Genomic DNA, 22,224 nt, shown 5'->3' with positions numbered 1-22,224 from the left:
GCAAGCGATGCGGCGCGCTTGCACACCGGACTGGCGAAGAGCACCCATGGTAAGACTTGCGTCCGCAGAGCGCGCGCCGCGCTCGACATGCGCGGCGAAGCGTGCGCAGTTGCGCAGACCCGACGCGCTTTACAAGCTCGAGCGAAGAATTTCCGCCTGCACGCATTAGGATGCGCGCCAAGAACAAGGATCACCATGCGCAGCAGGAGCGAGGACGACATCGGGCTGAACGGCAGCTCATCGGACAGCGGCTGGCCGGCTCTCCGCAGGCTCGACTGCGACGGCCCGCTGGTGGGGCAGGCCCTGTCCTCGATGCTGGAGCTGATCCGCGAGCAGCTCGGGATGGACGTGTTCTTCGTCTCCGAGTTCGTCGACGGCCGGCGCGTGTTCCGGCATGTCGCGACCGCCCCGGCCATGGGCATCATCCATGTCGGCGGCTCCCACGCCATGGAAGACAGCATCTGCCAGCAGGTGCTCGACGGCCGCGTGCCCAATCTCGCGCACGACCTGCGCGTGCTGCGCACCCGCCAGCCGCTGCCCGAGGTGACCAAGCCGATCGGCACCCACATCAGCGTGCCGGTGGTGATGCCGGACGGCAGGATCTACGGGACGCTGTGCGGCTTTGCCATCGAGCGCACCGTCGAGCTCGGCGAGCGCGACGTGCGGCGCCTCGAGATCGCGGCCCAGGCGACGGCGCGGGTGCTGGCGCAGGCCGCGGGGCACGCGGCCGGCTGATCAGGCCGGGCGCGCCGAGGTCGTCCGATCGGCTCTCGTCCTCATCCGCCCCTTCTTGGCAGCCGGACATCAGCCCAGCAACTTCGGATTGCGTCGCGCTTCCCCCAGCTTCTGCTGCCGCAACGTCTCGGCGCACTGCGGGCTGCGACGCATCTCCGGCCGTGCGCACTGGTTGTTCATGCAGACCGCGTGGGCGAAGAAATTCATGCCGCCGCAGCGGGCCGCGGGACTCGCCGCGGCTGCGGTGCGTACGGAACCCGGCTTCGTGGCCGGCGGCGAGGATGCGCGCGCCGCGCGAGAGTTGGTGCGGGCAGGCTCCGAGGCCGGATTCACGGGAATGGGCTCCGCTGCGGCAGGCGCAGGAGCAGCGGAAACATCGGCGGCGACCGGCCACAGGCTCTGCTGCGCCGCGCGCGCGGTTTCGGCGGCAGCCGGCGGATCGACCCGCGCGACCGAGCGTTCGATGGACGCCGGCAGCGCTGCGTGCTCCAGCGGCCGCGAGGGCACCCCGGCCTCCCGCGGACCATGGGCCAGGAACAGCGCCACGGCGGTCACGGTGCCCCAGAGCCCGACCAGGGCGAACACGGCGTGGCGGGAACGACGCGCTTCGGCGTCACCCCCCGCGCTCATCAGTGGAGAAGGATGGGCGTCCTCGTGCACCGTCGCGAAATAAGCCGGCAGCTTGCCGTCGCAGCACTTGCAGAAGCGCGCGTGGCACGCATTGATGGTCTGGCAGGCTTCGCAGACCTCGGCTTCAGCGGGTTCGCTGCGCAGCCGCACCAGGTCCAGCAGCGTGCCGAAGGCGACGGCAGCCGGCGGCCGCTGCCGCTCGGGAAAGATGAGAGCGGCGGCACTCATTTCAGCGCTCCCAGGGAAGCACGGCGATGTCGTACGGATGCCCCGCCGTGGCAGATGCCTGCAGGCGGCGCTGCAGCCGCAGCTCGGACACCGCGAGACGGGCGAACAGGACCAGTTGCTCGTCCGACGGTTCAGGCCCGCCGGCCAGATGGGCGCCGAAGGTACGCACGATCTGCGCCTGTGCGGCTTCTCGCAGCCGGGTCGCGGTGATGGCGGCGCATGCGGCGCTCGCGTGCACCGGCATGGGAATGTTCATGGCGGACTCCTTGCGGCAGCAAGGCTCGGGGCGTCTCTGGGGTCGATCCGAGCAGCCCGAAAGCCTTCGAAAGCGGAAGTCTTCCTTGTTGACCCGGGGTCTGTGGCGCCTTGTCGGACAACACCTGATGCGCCCGTCGTTGTCAGTTCACCTGTCTCTTGAACGCCACACGCGAGAAAAGGCGATGGAGAAGCCTGACGGGCCTCCGCCAGGAATGCCGAGTCGCGTCAGCGACCCGACGTTTTCGTCACTTCCTCAATGAGGTTCGCGAGGCTGGACGTAGGGCGTCGCGTACTCCCGACCGATCATGCCCCGGGCAAACAGGTAGTTGTTGCGGGCCTTCTCGCTCATCGCGTCGAGGTTGACCATGCCCGCGCTGTCGCACGGGAAGGCCAGCGCGCGGCCCTGGTTGAACAGCGACTGGAACCGAATTTCGAAGGCGGCTGCAGTCTGCATTGAAGAAGCACTGTGCGACATATCGTCTCCTGCGGGCGGCAATTGGGTGAGGCCTGATCAACAACGCTGTCACGGAGAGCCGCCTGCCGATTGCCTTGCATCAATCGTGCCGGGCTCATTTGGATAACGGTCCGTACCGCTTTGCGTTCAGGGGATTACGCAAGAGACCTGAGCTTGTTTGTGGGGGATGTCACAGTTTGCGAGATTGGCGTGTGTCGGAATTGGCAGCGGCCTGCCTACGCTGATTCGCGTTGCTCCAAAACGCGACCGGCGCGGATGACGCTGCGGCGCCGCCCGCCCGCGTCGAGCAGTTCGCAGTCGTCCCCGGCGGCCAGCAGCACCAGGTCGGCCGGGCACCCCGGCGCGATGCGCCCGTTCCAGGCCAGGCCCAGGGCCCGCGCGGGACTGACGGTGATGGCGTCCAGCCAGTCGCCGGCCGGCGCCAGGTGCGCCATCTGCACGCCGAGGCCGAAGGTCTCGACCAGGTCGTAGCCGCCGTAGGGATAGAACGCGTCCTGCACGTTGTCCGTCGCCAGACAGGCGCGCAGGCCCAGCGCCGCGGCCTCGCGAATGCGGGTGATGCCGCGCGGCACCGGGGTGCGGTCCCAGGCGCCCTGAAGGTAGAGATTGGTGGTGGGCAATGCCACCAGATGGAGGCCGGCCTGCGCGCACAGGGACAAAGTGTCCCGGGCAAAGCGTTCATCCTGGACCGACAGCGAGCAGGCATGCCCGCACACCACGCGGCCGTGCAGCCCGCGCGCGATCGCCAGCTGGGCGATGCTGCGCAACCCGGTCGCATCAGGGTCCAGCCCTTCGTCGACGTGGAAGTCGAGCGCCAGCTGGTACTGCTGCGCGAGGTCGAACACGCGGCCCAGCTTGTGCACGATGCCCTGGTTGCGATAGACGAAGGCGCCCAGCACGCCGCCTGCGCGCCGCACGGCCTGCGCGATGCGATCGCCGGCAGCCAGGTCGGCGTAGACATCGAGCGGGACCAGCGCGACGAACTGCAGCGCAATGCGGTCCTGCCATTGCGTGCGCAGCGCCTCGAACACGGGCAGCGAAACCGGCGTGTCATCGCCGGGCCAGTCCAGGTGCGTGCGCAACGCGCGCGTGCCGGCGCGCCAGGCCTCGTCGAGCGCGTGCTCCATGCGCGCATGCAGCGCCTCGGCGGTCCAGCCTGCACGGTGCGCGGCCGTGCGCGCGATGGCGGTGGACAAGTCGCCTTCCGCCGCGCGGACTTCGCGCACGGTGTAGTTCTTGTCGATGTGCGTGTGCGCATCGACCAGCGCGCTCAGCAAGGTGCCGCGCGCCGGCTGGCGGCTGGCCGTGACGGCGGCGACCTGCGCGCGGTCGAGCGTCACGTCGAAGACCTCCGCATCGCCGGCCGGGAAGCCCCGCAGCCGCGGTGGAATCCGGACGGCCTCCAGCTTCATGCGAGCGCCAGACCGCGCAGCCAGCCCAGCCCGTCGGAGCTGCCCCGCGGCACCGCGCCGCGCGCCGGCCGGTATTCGCAGCCGACCCAGCCGTCCCAGCCGCATTGCGCCGAGACCTCGTCGATCACCTTGAAAAGGTACGGGTGGTTCAGCTCGCCGATGTCGGGCTCGTGGCGCTCGGGAACGCCGGCGATCTGGAAATGACCGACGCGTCCGGTGGGCAGGTATTTGCGGATCTTCATCGCGACGTCGCCCTCCACGATCTGGCAGTGGTAGAGGTCCATCTGCACCTTGAGGTTGGGCGCGCCTACCGCTTCGACGATCTCGTGCGCATGGTCCTGCCGGTTCAGGAAGAAGCGCGGGATGTCGCGGGTGTTGATCGGTTCGATCAGCAGGTCGCGCCCCGCCTTGGCGGCCTCGGCCGCGGCCCAGCGCAGGTTGTCGATATAGGTGGGCTGCACCGCCTCGCGCTCCACGCCCTCGGGCACCAGGCCGGCCATCGCGTGCACGCGCGGACAGTCCAGGGCCTCGGCATAGTCCAGCGCCTTCGACAGCCCCTCGCGGAACTCGGCCTCGCGCCCCGGCAGGCAGGCCAGGCCGCGCTCGCCGCCGTCCCAGTCGCCGGGCGGGGCATTGAAGAGCACCTGCTGCAGGCCATTCGCGGAGAGCCGGGCGGCCAGCTCGCGCCGCTCGTAGGAATACGGGAAGAGGTACTCGACGGCCCGGAAACCGTCCTTCGCGGCGGCTTCGAAGCGGTCGAGGAAATCGAGCTCGGGATAAAGCATCGAGAGATTGGCGGCGAATCGCGGCATGGAATGGGTCCTCCGTCTCTTGGGCAGCGCGCTACCAGCGCGCGCCGAAATGATGGCGCAGCTCGTCGATCTGTGCCGGCGCCAGCGGCTGGGCCGACTGCCCGCTCGACAGCCACAGCCTGGCTGTTTCTTCGAGTTCCTCCAGCACGGCCATGGCCGCGGCGGGCGTGTCGTGCCAGGCATTGGGGCCCAGGCGTTCCAGCATGACGGCGCGAATCGGCGTGCCGCGCTCGCCGTAATGCGCGATCGCCTGCGCCACCCGCTCGCCAGCCTCGGGCGCGCCGGGCCGGTGGTACGGAATCACGGGCACATGCCCGACCTTCATCACGAAATAGGGCGTGAGCGCCGGCAGCAGTTCCTCGCCGGGCGCGGCCAGCGTGAGCGCCACGCAGTGCGTGCTGTGGGTGTGGATCACGCAGCGCGTGCCGGCGTCGAAGCGCGTGGCGGCGGCATGGATGCGGGCGTGCAGCGTGATGGTCTTGCTGGCGCGGTCGCCGCCGGTCTGGTTCAGGGCGCCATCGAGCCGGGCGAGCCTGGCCGGATCGAGGAAGCCCAGGCACGCATCGGTGGGGGTGATGAGGAAGCCGTCGTCCAGCCGCACGCTGATGTTGCCGGCGGTGGCATGCACATAGCCGCGCTCGAACAGGCTGCGGCCGATGCGGCAGATCTCTTCGCGAGCTTCGCTTTCCGTCATCCGAGCAATGTAAAGGCTTTGCCGAAGAAATCGTCGGTGCCGAAGTTGCCGGACTTGAGCGCGATGTGCAGCCCGGCCCCGCCCGCGGCCTCGGCCTGCGCATGGCACCACGGCACGCCCGGATCGATCTGCGCCCCGATCTGCAGCTGCCCGATGCCCAGTGCCTGCACGCAGGCGCCCGAGGTCTCGCCGCCGGCGACCACCAGTTGCCGCACGCCGAGCGCAACCAGCCCGCGCGCGATCTCGGCGATGGTGCGTTCCACCATCGCGCCGGCCTCCTCCACGCCGAGCCGGCCTTGCACCGATTTCACGGCGCCGGCCTCCGCGGTGGAGTAGACCAGCACCGGTCCGCTCGCCAGCAGCGGCGCGGCCCAGGCCAGCGCCTCGGCGGCGACATCCACGCCGGCAGCGATGCGCAGCGGCTCGATCGCCAGCGCGGGGCGCCCCGACTGGATGAAGCTCAACACCTGCCGGTTGGTGGCCAGCGAGCAGCTCCCGGAGACCACGGCCTGCAAGCCGCGCGCCGGCGGCAACGCACCGGCGGCGGACGAAGGCGCGATGCCGAAGTTGCCCGGCAGCCCGATCGCCACGCCCGAGCCCGCGGTCACGAGCGGCATGCCCGCCAGCGCCGGGCCGAGGCGCAGCAGGTCGTCATTCGAGATGGCGTCGACGATCGCGATGCCGATGCCCTGCGACCGGAGCTGCGCCACGCGCTCGCGCACCGCCTGCGCGCCGCGCGCCACCACGGTGTGATCGATCAGCCCCACGCGGCGCCGCGTCTGCGCCTGCAGCACGCGCACGAGGTTGGGGTCGGTCATCGGCGTGAGCGGATGGTTCTGCATGCCGCTCTCGTTGAGCAGCACGTCGCCGGCGAACAGGTAGCCCTTGAACACCGTGCGCTGGTTGTCCGGGAAGGCCGGCGTCGCGATGGTGAAGTCGCAGCCCAGCGCCTCCATCAACGCTTCGGTCACAGGACCGATGTTGCCCTTCGGCGTGCTGTCGAAGGTGGAGCAGTACTTGAAGTAGATCTGCCGCGCCCCCTGCGCCTGCAGCCAGCGCAACGCCGCCAGCGATTGCGCCACCGCCTCAGCCGGCGCGATGGTGCGCGACTTGAGCGCGACCACCACCGCATCGACCTCGGCCGCGAGCGCCCCGGCCGGCACGCCGATGGCCTGCACCACGCGCATGCCGGCGCGCACGAGGTTGTTGGCGAGGTCCGTGGCGCCAGTGAAGTCGTCGGCGATGCAGCCGAGCAGGAGCTTCGCGGGCGTGGCGCTCATGAACGCTCCAGCGGCAGCTTCACCGCGTCGCGGTTCTCGTGGATGTAGGCGCGGATCACATCGTCGAAGCTCGCGTCGGCGCGCAGGCCCAGCGCCGCGGCGCGCGCACTGTCGATGCGGCTCGGCCAGCTGGTCACGATGGCGGCGATCGAGGGATCGGGTTCCCAGTCGATCAGCGCGGCCGCCGCAGGGCCAGCCACGCGTTCGAGCGCCTCGACCATCCCGCGCACCGAGATCGTCAGGGCCGGCAGGTTGACGGCCGTGCGCGCGCCCCAATCGCCATCGCCGGCTTCGGCCGCGCGCAGGATGCCCGCCACGGTGGCGGCGGGCGACGACAGCGCCACCGCGGTCTCCGGCGGCACCGGGCAGCGCGCCCGCACGCCAGCCAGCGGCTCGCGCAGGATGCCGCTCAGGAAGCTCGACGCCGCGGCGTTGGGCCGGCCCGGACGCACCGACACCGTCATCAGCCGCACGTTGCGCCCGCGCACGAAGCCCTTGCGCGTGTAGTCCGCCACCAGCTGCTCGCCGATGAACTTCTGGATGCCATAGCTGTTCTGCGGCGTGGGCAGCGTGTCGTCGCGGATCACCGGCGGCAGCGCCTGCTGCGGCGAACTTCCGAACACCGCGACCGAACTCGAGAAGACGACGACCGGCTGCGTGCCCAGCGCGCGGCAGGCTTCCAGCAGGGCACGCGTGGCATCGAGGTTGCTGCGCATGCCGAGGTCGAAGTCCGCCTCGCATTCGCCGCTGACGGCGGCCGCTAGGTGGAACACCAGGGCGGTGTCGGGCTGCGGGCCCTGGCCGCGCGCGAGCAGCTCGTTCAGGTCGCCTTGCACGAAGGCGATGCGCGGGTCCTGCTGCAGATCGGCAGGCGGCGGCACGCGGTCGGCAAGGGTGATGCGTGCGATGTCTCGCGGCTCGGCGCCGCACATCGACAGGCGCCCCTGCGCGAGCAGGGTGCGGGCGAGGCGCGCGCCGAGAAAGCCGCAGCCGCCGGTGATGAGGATCTTCATGATTGGGATGACGGTTCGGAACGGGACGGGAGCTCGATGCCGGGAAAGATCTTGATCACCGCGCTGTCGTCCTCCCGCGCGAAGCCCGCGGTGGAGGCCTGCATGAACATCTGGTGCGCGGTGGAAGCCAGCGGCAGCGGAAACTTGCTGGCGCGCGCGGTGTCGAGCACCAGGCCCAGGTCTTTCACGAAGATGTCCACCGCCGACAGCGGCGTGTAGTCGCCTGCCAGCACATGGGCCATGCGGTTCTCGAACATCCAGCTGTTGCCGGCGCTGTGCGTGATGACCTCGTACAGCGCCTCGGCCGCGACGCCTTCGCGCAGGCCCAGCGCCATCGCCTCGGCCGCCGCGGCGATGTGCACGCCGGCGAGCAGCTGGTTGATGATCTTCACCTTGCTGCCCGCGCCGGCCCGGTCGCCGAGCCGATAGACCTTGGCGGCCATCGCGTCGAGTGCGGCGCCGGCCTTGGCGTAGGCCGCGGGCGCGCCCGCGGTCATCATCGTGATCTCGCCGCTCGCGGCCCTGGCCGCGCCGCCGGAGATCGGGGCGTCGATGTAGAGGATGCCTTGGGCGGCGAGCCGCGCTTCGAGGGCGACCGACCAGTTCGGGTCGACGGTCGAGCACATCACGAACACACTGCCGGGCTTCATCGTTGCGGCGCAGCCGGGCGCGCCGTCGGTGCCGAACAGCACCGCCTCGGTCTGCGCGGCGTTGACCACGACGGAGACCACGACGTCGCTGCGCTCGCCCAGCTCGGCCAGCGTGGCGCAGGCGGTGCCGCCAGCCAGGGCGAAGGCCTGCGCCGCCTCGGCGCGCACGTCGTACACGTTGAGCGCGTGGCCGGCGCGGCGCAGCGACTGCGCCATGCCGCCGCCCATGGCGCCCAGCCCGATCAGGCCGATGGTGGAACTCATGCGAAAACTCCTTGCGTGAAAGCCGCTCAGCGGTTGACGAGTTGCTTCGGCGTCAACCATACCGCGAAGGCGCCGGCCACGAGCGCGCCGGCCAGCACATACATGCCGACCTGCGTGCTGCCGGTCGCGTCCTTCAGGTAACCGATGAGGTAGGGGCTGACGAAGCCGGCGAGATTGCCGACCGAATTGATGGCAGCGATGCCGGCGGCGGCCGCGGTGCCCGAGAGAAAGGCGGTGGGCAGCGACCAGAACAGCGGCGCGCAGGTCAGCACGCCGGCCGCGGCCAGCGAAAGGAAGGCCAGCGACACGGCGGTGTTGCGGGTGTACGAAGCGGCGACGATGAAGCCGACGGCGCCCATGAGGGCGGGCACGATCAGGTGCCAGCGCCGCTCGCGGCGCTGGTCGGCGCTGCGGCCGAACAGGTTCATGGCGACGATGGCGCAGAGGAAGGGCACCGCGCTCAGCAGGCCGATGTTCAGGTTGCCCTTCACGCCGGTGGTCTTGATCAGCGTCGGCAGCCAGAAGGTCAGCGCGTACTGGCCCATGACGAAGCTGAAGTAGATCAGCGCCATCCACCAGATGCGCGCGTCCTTGAACACGCCGGCCACCGAGTGCGGGCCGCGCCGGCCGAATTGCTGGTCGCGCTCGACCTCGCGCAGCAGCAGTTTCTTTTCATCCGCATCGAGCCACCTGGCCTTGGCGATGCCGTTGTCCAGGTAGAGCAGGACGAGCACGCCGATCAGCACTGCCGGCACCGCCTCGACCAGGAACATCCATTGCCAGCCCTGCAGCGATGAGACGCCGTGGAAGGCATCCATGATCCAGCCCGACAGCGGGTTGCCGAAGATGCCCGCGACGGGGATGGCGGACATGAAGACCGCGATGATCTTGGCGCGCCGGTGCGCCGGGTACCAGTGGGTGAGGTAGAGGATCACGCCCGGGTAGAAGCCGGCCTCGGCCAGCCCCAGCAGGAAGCGCAGGACGTAGAAGCCGGTGGGCGTCTTCACGAACATGAAGCACGCGGAGAGCAGCCCCCACGTGATCATGATCCGCGCGATCCAGATGCGCGCGCCGACCTTGTTCATCAACAGGTTGCTCGGCACCTCGAACAGGAAATAGCCGAGGAAGAAGATGCCGGCGCCGAGCCCGAACACGGTTTCACTGAAGCCCAGGTCCTGCCCCATCTGCAGCTTGGCGAAGCCGACGTTCACGCGGTCGAGGTAGGCGATCACGTAGCACAGCATGAGGAAGGGCACGAGGCGCCAGAACACCTTGGCGTAGGCACGGCGCTCGAGGTCGTCGTCGGCCGGCTTTGCGCCGGCGAGGGCGGATGCGGTCATGGGCAGAGGTCTCCGGGTGTGTGGTACCTCGGCGGCCGGACTGTCGCCGAGATTTTGTCAGTTCATATGGTCATCATACAAATTAGGATGCAGCCTGAGAACCAAGGGATAACCCGGACGCGCCGGGGCAGCCCGGTCCTGCCCCGAAGGTGCGGAATATCAGGAAGGGACGGGCATTCGGCCGGTGAGCGGACGGGCGAGGGCCTCGCCCTCCTGCTGCCAGAAGGCCGGGTCCGCCTGCTCGATGCGCCGGATGGCGTTGTCCATGTGGTTCGAGGCGGCAAGCCGTGCCTTCGCCGGATCGCCGGCATCGATCGCTTCCACGATGGCGCGGTGTTCGTCCGCGACTTGGCGCGCAAAGTCCGCGCGGCGCGCTTCGTTGGCGCGCGTCACGCGCGTGGTGCCGTAGAGGAACTGGCCGAGGTACTGCAGCGTGTCCATCAGGAAGGGATTGCGCGCGGCATCGGCGATCGCGCGGTGGAAGGCCACGTCCTCCGACGCCCCGTCGCCGCCGGCCCGCACCGCCTTCGCCAAGGCGGCCATGGCGCTGCGGATGCGGCGCACGTCCGCGGCCGTGCGCCGCTGCGCGGCCAGCGCGGCGACTTCGGCCTCGAGCGCGCGCCGCACTTCCACCATCTGGATCACGGCCGCCTTCGAGCCGGCGTAACGTGCGTCGAAGCTGAGCGGCGCAAAGCCCGCTTCGCACACGTACATGCCGCTGCCCTGGCGCGAGTCCACCAGGCCCAGGGACTTGAGTCGCGAGACCGCCTCGCGCACCACGGTGCGGCTGACGCCGAACTGCTCCACCAGGGCCGCCTCGGTCGGCAGCTTTTCGCCGGCGACCAGCCTGCCGGCACGGATCTCGGCCGCGAGCGCCTCGGCCACCCGGTCGGACAAGCGGGCGCCGGGCGTGATGGACTGGAAGCGGGCTGTCATGCGTCGTGTGAAATTGATCGTATGACTTTAGCGCAGGGCCGACTGCGGGGCTTCCAGGTTGACCGGGGTCCCGGCCCGTGGCATGGTCTGCGCCAGCGCCTCACCAAGGAAACACCATGGACCACGACGGAGACAAGGGCGGCAAGGGCGAAGGCCCGCGAATCGAATGCGCAGGCGACCGTTGGACCCTCTTCATGGGCTGGGCGCTGAAGACCGTCATCGCCCTCATCGCCGTCGGCGCGGCGGCGGCCTCCGTCCCCTACTGGGAGCGGGCGGACTTCCCGGTGACGAGCCTGGTCATCTACGTCGCGGGCATGGTGTTCATCGCCATGCCGCTGTGCCTCTACTACGAGGCACTGCTCAGGACGCGCCAGGACCACGCGACCCAGGCCTAGCGAGGGCCCGCTCTCCCTCCCTCAGCGAGGGAACGCATCCGGCAGCAGCTTCGCCCGATGGTCGCGAACCGCCGACGCAACGATCGGCAGCAGCTGCGCCGCACCCCCCGCATCGAGCTGGCTGATCAGCCGCCCGCGCATGCTGGGCGCCCAGAACGATTTCAGGTGCGTGGCAATCGCCTGCGTCGCGGCGAGTGCATCGGTGGGCGTCTGGGCCTGGAAGAAGGTGCCGATCTGGTTGGCCATCCGGACCAGTTGCGCGGTGGGGTCGTGCATGCAGCGCTGCCTTTCTTCTTTGTCGTTCAATGAGCCAGGCATCCGCCGGCTTCCGCGGCCGCCGCGAGGCGCTCCGGCAGGCAATAGACCACCAGATCCTCCTGGCGCGCGAAGCCCACCAGCGTCAGGCGGGCCCGCTGCGCGGTCTGGACCGCGAAGGAGGTCGGCGCCGACACGGCGGCCAGCACGGACACGCCCGCCATGGCGGCCTTCTGCACCATCTCGAAGCTGGCCCGGCTGGTGACGGCGATGAAGCCGCTCGACGCCTCGACCTCGGCGGCCGCCAGCGCGCCCACCAGCTTGTCGAGCGCGTTGTGCCGCCCCACGTCTTCGCGCAGGAACATCACCTCGCCCTCGGCCGAGCACCAGGCCGCCGCGTGCACCGCCCCGGTCGCCTGCTGCAACGTCTGCTGTGCGTGCAGCCGCGACATCGCCCGCGCGATCGCCCGGCGCTCCAGGCGCATGCCATCGGCCAGGACGGGCAGCTCGCGCGACACCTGCGCCAGGCTCTCGGTGCCGCACAGGCCGCAGCCGGTGCGCCCAGCCATCGATCGGCGCTTCTGCTTGAGGCGCGCGAAGGCGGCGCTGGCCACGTGCAGGCGCACGGTGATGCCCAGCGGCGAGGGCTCGGCCTCCAGGCCATAGAGCTCGCGCGCGCCGTCGAGGATGCCCTCGGTCAGCGAGAAGCCGAGCGCGAAGTCCTCCAGGTCCAGCGGCGTGGCCAGCATCACCGCGTGCGAGATGCCGTTGAATTCCAGTGCGACGGGCACCTCCTGGGCCACCCAGTCCTGCACCGCAAAGGCCAGGCCGCCGCGCACGCCGCGCACCGGCAGCAGCAGCGCGCCTTCGCAGGACGGGGCGTCGCCGAAGGTGACGGCGGAGGGCAGGCTGGCGATGCTCATGGACAAGCTCCGTGCTCCGCACTGCGGTGCGAGCCCCTTCGGAGCGGCCGGTCGGGGATCGTGTTCATTTGGCCCCGGCCGTCGCGTCGTGTCGCGCCGCGGCCGTCAACAGCGCCTGTTGGGTCTGGTTGAAGCGGCTGTACGCCTGCTGCCATGCCGAGGGCTGCATCACCGGCATGACCTGCACCGCCGTCACCTTGTACTCCGGGCAATTGGTGGCCCAGTCGGAGTTGTCGGTGGTGATGACGTTGGCGCCCGATTCCGGGAAGTGGAAGGTGGTGTAGACCACGCCGGGCTGCATGCGCTCGGATACCGTGGCGCGCAGCACCGTCTCGCCGGCGCGGCTCTGGATGCCGACCCAGTCGTCGTTTCGGATGCCGCGCTCTTCGGCATCGTGCGGATGGATCTCCAGCCGGTCCTCGCTGTGCCACTGGTTGTTGTCGGTGCGCCGCGTCTGGGCGCCGACGTTGTACTGCGACAGGATCCGGCCGGTGGTGAGCAGCAAGGGGAACTTGCGCGTGACCTTCTCGTCGGTCGCCACGTACTGCGTGACGATGAAGCGGCCCTTGCCGCGCACGAAACGGTCGATGTGCATGGTGGGCGTGCCCTCGGGCGCGTCCTCGTTGCAGGGCCACTGGATGCTGCCGAGCGCGTCGAGCCGCTCGTAGCTCACGCCCTGGAAGGTCGGCGTCAGCGCGGCGATCTCGGCCATGATTTCCTCGGGGTTGCGGTAGTCCATCGGGTAGCCCAGCGCCTGCGCCAGCTTCACCGTCACTTCCCAATCCGCATAGCCCGCCTTGGGCGGCATGACCTTGCGCACGCGCGAGATGCGGCGCTCGGCGTTGGTGAAGGTGCCGTCCTTCTCCAGGAAGGAAGAGCCGGGCAGGAAGACGTGCGCGTACTTCGCGGTCTCGTTGAGGAACAGGTCCTGCACCACGACGCATTCCATCGCCATCATGGCCGCCGCCACGTGCTGGGTGTTCGGGTCCGACTGCACGATGTCCTCGCCCTCGCAGTACAGGCCCTTGAAGCTGCCGCCGATCGCGGCGTCGAACATGTTGGGGATGCGCAGGCCGGGTTCGGGATCGATCGCCACGCCCCACGCGGCTTCGAAGGCGCCGCGCGAGATGCTGTCGGACACATGCCGGTAGCCCGGCAGCTCGTGCGGGAAGGAACCCATGTCGCAGGAGCCCTGCACGTTGTTCTGCCCGCGCAGCGGATTGACGCCCACGCCTTCGCGCCCGACGTTGCCGGTCGCCATCGCGAGGTTGGCGATGCCCATCACCATGGTCGAGCCCTGGCTGTGCTCGGTCACGCCCAGGCCGTAGTAGATCGCACCGTTGCCGGCCGTGGCGTAGAGGCGCGCGGCCGCGCGCAGCTCGGCGGCGGGCACGCCCGAGGCCGCCTCGGTGGCCTCCGGCGAGTTCTCGGGCCTGGCGACGAAGGCGCGCCATTCGGCGAAGGAGGCGGGATCGCAGCGCTCGGCCACGTAGTCCTCGGCGATCAGCCCTTCGGTGGCGATCACGTGCGCCATCGCGGTGATCACCGCCACATTCGTGCCGGGCCTCAGCTGCAGGTGGTGCGCAGCCTGCACGTGCGGCGACTTCACCATGTCGATGCGGCGCGGATCGATCACGATCAGCTTCGCCCCCTCGCGCAGACGCTTCTTCATGCGCGAGGCGAAGACGGGATGGCCGTCGGTCGGGTTGGCGCCGATCACCATGATGACGTCGGCCTTCTCCACCGACCTGAAGGTCTGCGTGCCGGCCGATTCGCCCAGCGTCTGCTTGAGCCCGTAGCCCGTGGGCGAGTGGCACACGCGGGCGCAGGTGTCGACGTTGTTGTTGCCGAAGGCCGCGCGCACCAGCTTCTGGACCAGGTACGTTTCCTCGTTGGTGCAGCGCGAGGAGGTGATGCCGCCGATCGAGTCGCGGCCGTACTGGGCCTGCAGGCGCTTGAATTCGCTGGCAGCGTGGTTGACGGCCTCGTCCCAGCTCACTTCCTGCCACGGATCCGTGATCTTCTTGCGGATCATCGGCTTGAGCATGCGGTCCTGGTGCGTCGCATAGCCCCAGGCGAAGCGGCCCTTGACGCAGGAGTGGCCATCGTTGGCCTTGCCGTCCTTCCACGGCACCATGCGCACCACCTCGTTGCCTTTCATCTCGGCCTTGAAGGCGCAGCCGACGCCGCAGTAGGCGCAGGTGGTGATGACGCTGTGCTCGGGCTGGCCGAGCCAGATCACCGACTTCTCCTGCAGCGTGGCCGTCGGGCAGGCCTCGACGCAAGCGCCGCAGCTCACGCACTCGGAGGCCATGAAGGGCTGATCCTGGCCCGGCGACACGCGCGACTCGAAGCCGCGGCCGCTGATCGTTAATGCGAAGGTGCCCTGCGTCTCCTCGCAGGCGCGCACGCAGCGGTTGCAGACGATGCACTTGGAGGGGTCGTAGCTGAAGTACGGATTCGACTCGTCCTTCTCGCTCTTCAGGTGGTTGGCGCCATCGAAGCCGTAGCGCACGTTGCGCAGGCCGGTGACGCCCGCCATGTCCTGCAGTTCGCAGTTGCCGTTGGCCGAGCAGGTGAGGCAGTCCAGCGGATGGTCGGAGATGTAGAGCTCCATCACGCCCTTGCGCAGCGCCTGCAGCTTCGGCGTCTGGGTGCGCACCTTCATGCCGGCCTCGGCGGGCGTGGTGCAGGAGGCCGGGAAGCCGCGGCGTCCCTCGATCTCGACCAGGCACAGCCGGCAGGAGCCGAAGGGTTCCAGGCTGTCGGTGGCGCACAGCTTGGGCACCTGGATGCCGGCGTCGACGGCGGCGCGCATCAGCGAGGTGCCGGCCGGGACGGTGACTTCGTTTCCGTCGATCTCGAGCGTCACTGCGTGCGCGGACTCGCGCCTGGGCGTGCCGTAGTCGGTTTCTTTCAAGTGGTCCAGCATGGCTCTTCTTCTTCCTATGTCTGCGGCTGCACGAACGGAGCAAGCAGCGGGGGTGGGCTCATTTCAGGCGGCTTCGCGGTCGGGGGCGACGATGCCGAAGTCCTCGGGGAAATGGTCGAGCGCGGACAGCACCGGGAAGGGAGTCATCCCGCCCATGGCGCACAGCGAACCGTGGACCATGGTGTCGCACAGGTCGCGCAGCAGGATCACCTGCTGCGGTCGGTTCTGGGCCGCCCGGATCTTGTCGATGACCTCCACACCGCGCGTCGAGCCGATGCGGCAGGGCGTGCACTTGCCGCAGGACTCGATGGCACAGAACTCCATCGCGTAGCGCGCGAGCCTGGACAGGTCGGCCGTGTCGTCGTGGACCACGATGCCGCCATGCCCCACCGTGCCGCCCACGGCCGCGTACGCCTCGTAGTCCAGCGGCAGGTCCCATTGCGATTCGGGCAGGTAGGCGCCCAGGGGCCCACCCACCTGCACGGCCTTGATCGGCCGGCCGGATGCGGCGCCGCCGCCGTAGTCGTACAGCAGCTCGCGCAACGTCACGCCGAAGGCCTTCTCGACCAGCCCGCCATGCTTGATGTTGCCGGCCAGTTGCATCGGCAGCGTGCCGCGCGAGCGTCCGACGCCGAAGTCGCGGTAGAACGCCGCACCGCGCGCCAGGATCAACGGCACGCTGGCCAGCGTGATCACGTTGTTGATCAGCGTCGGCTGGCCGAACAGGCCTTCGATGGCCGGCAGCGGCGGCTTGGCGCGCACGATGCCGCGCTTGCCTTCCAGGCTTTCGAGCAGGGCCGTCTCCTCACCACAGACATAGGCGCCGGCGCCCTTGCGCACGTCGAGCTTGAAGCGGCGGCCGGAGCCGAGGATGTCCTCGCCGAGGAAGCCCGCAGACTCGGCGCGGGCGATGGCCGCGTTCAGCGCTGCGATGGCATGCGGGTACTCCGAGCGCACGTACACATAGCCCTGGGTGGCGCCGGTGGCGATGCCGGCGATCGTCATGCCTTCGATCAACATGAAGGGATCGCCCTCCATCGTCATGCGGTCGGAGAAGGTGCCCGAGTCGCCTTCGTCGGCATTGCAGACGATGTACTTCTGCGCCGCAGGTGTGGCGAGGACGGTCTTCCACTTGATGCCGGCCGGGAAGGCCGCGCCGCCGCGCCCGCGCAGGCCGGATTCCAGCACCTGCTGAACGATGTCTGCCGGCGCCATCGCGAGTGCGCGGCGCAGGCCCGCATAGCCTTCGTGCGCCTGGTAATCGGCGAGCGACAGCGGGTCGGTGATGCCCATGCGCGCGAAGGTGAGCCGCTCCTGCTTCTTCAGGTAGGGGATCTCCTCGGTCAGGCCGAGGTGCAGCGCGTGCGCCCCGCCTGCGAGGAAGCCCGCGTCGAACAGGCCGGGCACGTCGGCGACCGTGACCGGGCCGTAGGCCACACGGCCGCCAACGGTGCTCACCTCGACCAGGGGCTCGAGCCAGAAGAGGCCGCGCGAACCGTTGCGCACGAGGTGCACGTCGAGACCGCGCCGTGCCGCCTCTTCGGCGATCCGGCGGGCCACGCGGTCGGCGCCCACGGCCAGGGCCGCGGAGTCGCGCGGCACATAGACGGTGATGCGCATCGGACCGCCTTCGCCTTCGGCTGCGGTGCGGGCGCCTTCGGGCGGTCGTGCGGTGCTCATCGCTTCGCCTCCAGCAGGCCCTGAGTCTCGTGGATCAACGCATCGAAGGCCTCGGGCGTCACGCGCGCATGCGGCTCGTCGTCGATCGCCATCGCGGGAGAGGACGCGCACAGCCCCAGGCAGAACGCCGGTTCGAGGGTGAAGGCGCCGTCCTTCGAGGTCCCGTGCGCGGCGCAGCCCAGGCGCTGCCGCGCATGCGCGAGCAGGTCGTCGGCGCCCATGGCCTGGCAGGCCTCGGCGCGGCAGATCCGGACCACGTGGCGCCCCGCGGGCTCGCTGCGGAAGTGGTGGTAGTAGGTGACGACGCCATGCACCTCGGCACGCGACAGGTTCAGGGCCTCGGCGATCTCCGGGACGGCGTCCGGGGGGACATGGCCGAGCATGTCCTGCACGTCGTGCAGGATGGGCAGCAGCGCGCCGGGCTCGTCCATGCGCCGGGCCAGCACGGCGCGCACGGCGGCAGTCGCGGTAGAGGTGATTTCCATGGCGTTCATCGTGGGTGCACCGAGGGGTTCCGGCCCAGTGTCGGGAATGCCGCAAGGCCGGTCCAATTTATTCGGGGAATGGAGCGATTCGTGCCGGCAATCGAAGAGGCCCGCGCCGTCGTTCTACGTGCCGGGCCGGGTCAGCGCCCTGGCGAGCGAGCTGTCTGGATTGCGCGGCATGCCGGTCCGGCTAAACCTGCTGGCTTCCGTCGATATGCCTGCGCCGCAACGGGCGCAACACGAACCACGCCATCAGCGCCGCGATCATGTTGACCGCGCTGGCGACGATGAAGACGGCCTGCCAGCTGCCGGTGGCCGCGGCCAGCATGCTGGACAGCGGCACCAGCAGCGAGGCCGTGCCCTTGGCCGTGTAGAGCATGCCGGCGTTCGACGCCGCGTACCTGGAGCCGAAGGTGTCGGCGCAGGTCGAGGGGAACAGGCTGTAGATCTCGCCCCACGCGAAGAACACGATGCCGGTCAGCACCACGAACAGGATCGGGTTCTGGCCGTAGTGATAGAGCATCAGGATGCCCACCGACTCCAGCGCAAAGGCGATGAACATCGTCTGCTCGCGTCCGATCTTGTCGGAGACCCAGCCGAAGAAGGGCCGCGTCACGCCGTTGAGCACGCGGTCGATCGCCAATGCGAAGGTCAGCGCGGGCAGCACCAGGCCCATGATGTTGACCGGCACATCGATGATCTTGAAGTCCTTCGCGATCGGCGCGAGCTGGGCCGTGGCCATCAGGCCGCCCGCCGCCACCATCACGAACATCACGTACATCACCCAGAAGACCGGCGAGCGCAGGACTTCGGCCGGCGCGTAGTCGCGGTGGCTTTGCTGCACGTTGCGGGTGCCCGAGGCCTTCGCGTGCTCGGGAGGCCGCGTGAGCGCCCAGGCCAGCAGGAAGACGATGAGGCCCTGGCCGATACCGAAGTAGAGGAAGGCCGCCTCGTAGCCGCGCGAATGAATCATTGCGGAGATCGGGATGATCGTGAGGGCCGAGCCTGCGCCGAAGCCGGCCGCGGTCATGCCGGCGGCAAGGCCGCGCCGATCGGGAAACCATTTCAGCGCATTGCCCACGCAGGTGCCGTAGACCGCGCCGGCGCCGATGCCGCCGATCGCCGCGGCGATGTAGAGCACCGGCAGGGAGGCGGCCACCGAGTTGAGCACCCAGCCGAGTCCGCACAGCACGCCGCCCACCAGCACCACCGGACGCGGGCCGAAGCGGTCGACGAGGTAGCCCTCGATCGGCACCAGCCAGGTCTCGGTGAGCACGAAGATCGTGAAGGCCACCTGGATCGCAGCACGGCTCCAGCCATGCTTGTCGGCGATCGGATTGACGAAGAGGGTCCAACCGTATTGAAGGTTGGCGATCATCGCCATGCACACGATGCCGATCAGCAGCTGTCCCCATCGGTAAGTCTGCGATCGGGTCGCGCCCGCGCCAAAGGTCGCCGTCGTGGAATACACCGCCGGATTGGCACCGGCAGTCGTGGTCGTAGGCCGAGTCATGGAGTCTCCTTGTGTTGTCGTATCGGCCCGATGCATTGAATTTCGGACCAGCTCTTGAGAGTGATCAACACTGTCGGGCGCAGCGACGTAATCGCTCTTGACCGCAGTCAACTTCCGCGCAAACGCGGCGATGCGATGCGCGCCTCTCAAGCATCCCGTGCTCGCTATTCATATGACCATTCACTTGCCAGGGCTAGGGGTAAACCCTAGAATCGACGGCAACGCTTTTTCAGACCTTCGGAGCCTCACGTGAACCACAACGCACTGACTGCCACGTCGATCAAGACGACCTCTTCCTCCGCCGCGATGGAGGTCGTGCGCGAGCTGATCGCTGCCATGCCGATCGTCATCTTCTTCAAGGCCGCACGCGCCGCACTGCAGCGCTGACGCATTGCTGGGCCGGAGCGAGCGGCCCAGGCGAGCACGCACCGCGCAGCTCGCGAACCCTCCAGCTATTGCGGCGCGTCGATCGGCACGATCTGCGCAATCAAGGCCGCGCCGTCGCTCTGGAGAAAATCCTTGAAGGCCTGCGCCACCGGCGGCAGGCGCTTGGTGCGCAGGTGCACCACGTACCAGTTCAGCAGCAGCGGAAAGCCCTGCACGTCGAGCACGCGCAGGCTTCCGGCCCGCAGCTCCTGGCTGATGGTGTGCGCCGACAGGAAGCTCACGCCCATCCCGGCGATCACCGCCTGCTTGATGGTCTCGGTGCTGCGGATCTCCATCGCGATGTTGAGGCCACGCAGGTCGCCGCCGAAGCCCTCCTCCATCGAGTGCCAGGTGTCCGAGCCCTTCTCGCGCACGACGAAGGGCTCGCGCATCAGCGTGCGCAGCGGGATGCTCTTCGCGCAGACCAGCGGATGGCTCGGTGCCGCGACGATCACATACGGATGCGGCGCGAAGGCCTGATGCACCGTGTCCATGCCGGTCGGCGGCCGCACCATGATGGCCAGGTCCGTGAGGTTCTCGGCGATGTGGGTCAGCAGGCCCTCGCGGTTGTGGACGGTGAAGTTCAACGTCACGCCGCGGTGGCGGCCGGCGAACTCCACCAGCAGGCGCGGAAAGAAGTAGTCGCCGGCGCTGATCACGCCCACGTTGAGCCGGCCTCCCGCAACACCCTGGAACTGCGTCATCGCATGCTCCGCCGCTTCGAACTGCTGGATGATCGCGCGGCTGATCGCGAGCAGCTCGGTGCCGGCCGGCGTCAGGTAGATCTTCTTGCCGAACTGCTCGAACAACACGTTGCCCGCATGTTCCTCGAGCTTGCGGATCTGGGTCGAGACGGCCGGCTGCGTCAGGTGGAGCTCCTCGGCCGCGCGCGAGAAGCTCAGGAGCCGCGCGACCGCCTCGAAGACCTTCAGCTGGCGCAGGGTCGCGTTCTTCATCCGGGAAATGTAAGCGCGCGGCCACGAAGGCGGGCCGGCATCGACGCGTGCGCCGCGCGCGGGCGCGGCTTCAGGCCATCTCGTGGAGACGAACGCGGCCGCGCTGGTCTTCCATCGTGCGCGCCAGCAGCTTGACCAGCGAGTACACGGTGTCGATGTGCGGCGTCGGGGTCTCGGTGAGCCGCGCCAGTTCGATCACCGCGCCCACCAGCGCATCGATCTCCGGCGCCCGCCCGGCCTCCACGTCCTGCAGCATCGAGGTCTTGTGCTTGCCCACTTTCTCGGCGCCGGCGATGCGCTTGTCCAGCGACACGCGGAACTCGATGCCCAGCTTGTGGGCGACCGACTGCGCTTCGCGCATCATCGCGGCCGCGAGCTCGCGCGAAGGCGGGTACTGGCAGATGTCGACCAGCGTGGAATGCGAGAGGCTGCTGATGGGATTGAAGGTGAGGTTGCCCCAGAGCTTGAGCCAGATCTCGGCGCGGATGTTGTCGAGCACAGGCGCCTTGAAGCCCGCCCTGCCGAAGCAGGCCGCGACGCGAAGCACGCGCTCGCTCGACGTGCCGTCCAGCTCGCCGACGGGGAAGCGGTCGCCCTCGATGTGCTTCACCACGCCCGGCGCCACCAGCTCCGACGCGGGGTAGACCACGCAGCCGATCACGCGAGCGGCGGGGACCCTGGCGGCGACCACGCCGTGCGGATCGACGCTCCTGACGGTGGTCCCCTCGAGCGGACCTCCGTGCTTCTGGAAGTACCAGTAGGGGATGCCGTTCTGCATCGTCACGACCACGGTCTCGGGGCCGAAGAGCTTCGGGACCTCGTTAGTTACCGCCTCCACCTGGTGCGCCTTCATCGCGAGCACGACGATGTCCTGCGGACCGGCCTGGTCGTAGCGGTCGGTGGCCTTCACGTTGCGCGCCACCTGCTCCTCGCCGTCGGCGGAGATGAGCCGGAAGCCGTTCGTCGCGATGGCATCGAGGTTCGCTCCCCGCACGATGAAGGTGACGTCCTCGCCGGCCAGGGCGAGCCTCGCGCCGACCAGGCCGCCGATGGCGCCCGCGCCTATCACTGCTATCTTCATGTCGATCCTTGAAGTGTTGAATCTCTTGCGGCGACTACCCGAAGCGGTTGCTCAGCCTGCCGATGCCCTCGACCTCGACTTCGACCAGGCTGCCTGGCTTCATCGAGCCGACGCCGACCGAGGTGCCGCACAGGATCACGTCGCCGGGATGCAGCGTCATGTCGGCAGAGATCAGGCTGACCAGCTGCTGCACCGAAAAGCGCATGTCGCTGATGGGATAGTGCTGGCGCGCCGCGCCGTCGAGCAGCGTGGTCACGGTGAGCGCCGAGGGATCGAGGCCGGTGGCCACCGCCGGGCCCATGGGGCAGAAGGTGTCGAAGCCCTTGGCGCGCGCCCACTGCGCGAACGAAGCGTCGCGGTTGAGGATGTCGGCCACCGTGACGTCGTTCGCGCAGGTGTAGCCGAACACATGCCCGAGCGCCTGGTCCTCCGGCACCGCGGTGCAGGTCTTGCCGATCACGATGCCGAGCTCGCCCTCGAACACCACCTTGCCTTCGCACAGTGGCCTGCGGATGGGCTCGCCGGGCGCGAGGAAGGAATTGGGCGCCTTCAGCAGGTACAGGGGCTCGGCCGGCACGGGCAGCTTCAACTTCTCGCCGAGCGCATGAAAGTTGTTCCACAGCGCGATGACCTTGGTGGGCTGGGTGGGCGTGAGCAGCTTGAGCTCGTCCAGCACGAACACGCTGCCGGTCGGTTCGGGGCTGGCGAACATGTCGCCGCGGTGCTCGCGCACATGCTTGCCGTCCAGCGTGCCGAAGCCCGTCTTGCCCGCGCGTTCGAAGCGGACCCATCGTTGGTGCGGTCGGTGTTCGTGGATATTCATGGCGCTTTGGCGGGTGACCGCAATTCGA

The 22,224-nt window shown here is 69.1% G+C and carries 23 protein-coding genes; 3 read left to right on the top strand and 20 right to left on the bottom strand.

The window, feature by feature from the left end; genetic code table 11:
• The first annotated feature begins 195 nt into the window (after positions 1-195).
• Entirely contained in the window at positions 196-735 is a 540-nt protein-coding gene (locus J2739_RS02760) for a GAF domain-containing protein (protein WP_309898280.1), read from the top strand.
• Positions 736-804: 69 nt separating this feature from the next.
• Here the strand turns inward: J2739_RS02760 and J2739_RS02755 are convergent, their stop codons facing one another.
• The 11 genes from J2739_RS02755 to J2739_RS02705 form a co-directional block, all read right to left on the bottom strand.
• Positions 805-1,593, bottom strand: coding sequence for a hypothetical protein (locus tag J2739_RS02755; protein WP_309898278.1), 789 nt, complete (start codon positions 1,591-1,593; stop codon positions 805-807).
• A gap of 1 nt (position 1,594) precedes the next feature.
• Positions 1,595-1,849, bottom strand: a complete 255-nt coding sequence (locus J2739_RS02750) for a hypothetical protein (protein WP_309898276.1) — start codon at positions 1,847-1,849, stop codon at positions 1,595-1,597.
• 255 nt (positions 1,850-2,104) lie between these two features.
• Positions 2,105-2,305 (bottom strand): hypothetical protein, encoded by a 201-nt coding sequence (locus tag J2739_RS02745; protein ID WP_309898274.1) that lies wholly within the window; start codon positions 2,303-2,305, stop codon positions 2,105-2,107.
• 236 nt (positions 2,306-2,541) lie between these two features.
• A complete protein-coding gene (locus tag J2739_RS02740) occupies positions 2,542-3,738 on the bottom strand; it encodes an amidohydrolase family protein (protein WP_309898272.1) in 1,197 nt (398 codons plus the stop codon).
• Complete coding sequence (gene otnI, locus J2739_RS02735) at positions 3,735-4,550, bottom strand: 2-oxo-tetronate isomerase (protein WP_309898270.1); 816 nt, start codon at positions 4,548-4,550, stop codon at positions 3,735-3,737. The genes J2739_RS02740 and otnI overlap by 4 nt, the downstream gene beginning before the upstream one ends.
• Positions 4,551-4,581: 31 nt before the next feature.
• Positions 4,582-5,244, bottom strand: a complete 663-nt coding sequence (locus J2739_RS02730; RefSeq protein WP_309898268.1) for a class II aldolase/adducin family protein — start codon at positions 5,242-5,244, stop codon at positions 4,582-4,584.
• Positions 5,241-6,524 carry a 3-oxo-tetronate kinase gene (otnK, locus tag J2739_RS02725; protein WP_309898266.1) on the bottom strand — a complete coding sequence of 428 codons (1,284 nt, stop codon included), beginning with the start codon at positions 6,522-6,524 and terminating at the stop codon, positions 5,241-5,243. Before otnK ends, J2739_RS02730 begins: the two co-directional genes overlap by 4 nt.
• A complete protein-coding gene (gene denD, locus J2739_RS02720; protein WP_309898264.1) occupies positions 6,521-7,537 on the bottom strand; it encodes a D-erythronate dehydrogenase in 1,017 nt (338 codons plus the stop codon). Before denD ends, otnK begins: the two co-directional genes overlap by 4 nt.
• Complete coding sequence (gene ltnD / locus J2739_RS02715) at positions 7,534-8,451, bottom strand: L-threonate dehydrogenase (protein WP_309898262.1); 918 nt, start codon at positions 8,449-8,451, stop codon at positions 7,534-7,536. The genes denD and ltnD overlap by 4 nt, the downstream gene beginning before the upstream one ends.
• Positions 8,452-8,477: 26 nt before the next feature.
• The gene (locus J2739_RS02710) at positions 8,478-9,791 is read right to left on the bottom strand and encodes an MFS transporter (RefSeq protein ID WP_309898260.1); all 1,314 of its coding nucleotides are present in this window, start codon (positions 9,789-9,791) and stop codon (positions 8,478-8,480) included.
• Positions 9,792-9,950: 159 nt separating this feature from the next.
• Complete coding sequence (locus J2739_RS02705) at positions 9,951-10,727, bottom strand: FadR/GntR family transcriptional regulator (RefSeq protein WP_309898258.1); 777 nt, start codon at positions 10,725-10,727, stop codon at positions 9,951-9,953.
• Positions 10,728-10,843: 116 nt separating this feature from the next.
• Between J2739_RS02705 and J2739_RS02700 the strand changes: the two genes are divergently transcribed.
• Positions 10,844-11,122: a hypothetical protein gene (locus J2739_RS02700; RefSeq protein WP_309898256.1), complete on the top strand. Its 279-nt coding sequence runs from the start codon at positions 10,844-10,846 to the stop codon at positions 11,120-11,122.
• A gap of 21 nt (positions 11,123-11,143) precedes the next feature.
• Here J2739_RS02700 and J2739_RS02695 read toward each other — a convergent pair whose 3' ends face one another.
• The 6 genes from J2739_RS02695 to oxlT form a co-directional block, all read right to left on the bottom strand.
• Entirely contained in the window at positions 11,144-11,398 is a 255-nt protein-coding gene (locus J2739_RS02695) for a formate dehydrogenase subunit delta (protein ID WP_309898254.1), read from the bottom strand.
• Positions 11,399-11,424: 26 nt separating this feature from the next.
• Complete coding sequence (gene fdhD / locus J2739_RS02690; RefSeq protein ID WP_309898252.1) at positions 11,425-12,300, bottom strand: formate dehydrogenase accessory sulfurtransferase FdhD; 876 nt, start codon at positions 12,298-12,300, stop codon at positions 11,425-11,427.
• A 64-nt stretch (positions 12,301-12,364) separates the two neighbouring features.
• Positions 12,365-15,232: a formate dehydrogenase subunit alpha gene (gene fdhF / locus J2739_RS02685; protein ID WP_309898250.1), complete on the bottom strand. Its 2,868-nt coding sequence runs from the start codon at positions 15,230-15,232 to the stop codon at positions 12,365-12,367.
• 63 nt (positions 15,233-15,295) lie between these two features.
• Entirely contained in the window at positions 15,296-16,852 is a 1,557-nt protein-coding gene (locus J2739_RS02680; RefSeq protein ID WP_309898701.1) for a formate dehydrogenase beta subunit, read from the bottom strand.
• A gap of 56 nt (positions 16,853-16,908) precedes the next feature.
• The gene (locus J2739_RS02675; RefSeq protein WP_309898248.1) at positions 16,909-17,406 is read right to left on the bottom strand and encodes a formate dehydrogenase subunit gamma; all 498 of its coding nucleotides are present in this window, start codon (positions 17,404-17,406) and stop codon (positions 16,909-16,911) included.
• A 181-nt stretch (positions 17,407-17,587) separates the two neighbouring features.
• The gene (oxlT, locus tag J2739_RS02670) at positions 17,588-18,910 is read right to left on the bottom strand and encodes an oxalate/formate MFS antiporter (protein WP_309898245.1); all 1,323 of its coding nucleotides are present in this window, start codon (positions 18,908-18,910) and stop codon (positions 17,588-17,590) included.
• Between the two features lie 249 nt (positions 18,911-19,159).
• Between oxlT and J2739_RS02665 the strand changes: the two genes are divergently transcribed.
• The gene (locus J2739_RS02665; protein WP_309898243.1) at positions 19,160-19,297 is read left to right on the top strand and encodes a hypothetical protein; all 138 of its coding nucleotides are present in this window, start codon (positions 19,160-19,162) and stop codon (positions 19,295-19,297) included.
• Positions 19,298-19,362: 65 nt separating this feature from the next.
• On the opposite strand, the gene J2739_RS02660 is transcribed toward J2739_RS02665, so the two are convergent.
• From J2739_RS02660 to J2739_RS02650, 3 genes are all read right to left on the bottom strand, one after another.
• Positions 19,363-20,292 (bottom strand): LysR family transcriptional regulator, encoded by a 930-nt coding sequence (locus tag J2739_RS02660; RefSeq protein ID WP_309898241.1) that lies wholly within the window; start codon positions 20,290-20,292, stop codon positions 19,363-19,365.
• Between the two features lie 70 nt (positions 20,293-20,362).
• On the bottom strand, positions 20,363-21,373 hold the full coding sequence (locus J2739_RS02655) for a 2-dehydropantoate 2-reductase (RefSeq protein ID WP_309898238.1): 1,011 nt from the start codon (positions 21,371-21,373) through the stop codon (positions 20,363-20,365).
• Between the two features lie 34 nt (positions 21,374-21,407).
• Complete coding sequence (locus J2739_RS02650; protein WP_309898236.1) at positions 21,408-22,196, bottom strand: fumarylacetoacetate hydrolase family protein; 789 nt, start codon at positions 22,194-22,196, stop codon at positions 21,408-21,410.
• Between the last annotated feature and the right edge of the window lie 28 nt (positions 22,197-22,224).

Origin of the sequence: Variovorax soli (genome assembly GCF_031454625.1) — a bacterium.
Lineage (GTDB): Bacteria > Pseudomonadota > Gammaproteobacteria > Burkholderiales > Burkholderiaceae_C > Variovorax > Variovorax soli_A.
The sequence above is the reverse complement of the archived record's forward strand: the minus strand, read 5'-3'. Positions and strand labels throughout refer to the sequence as shown.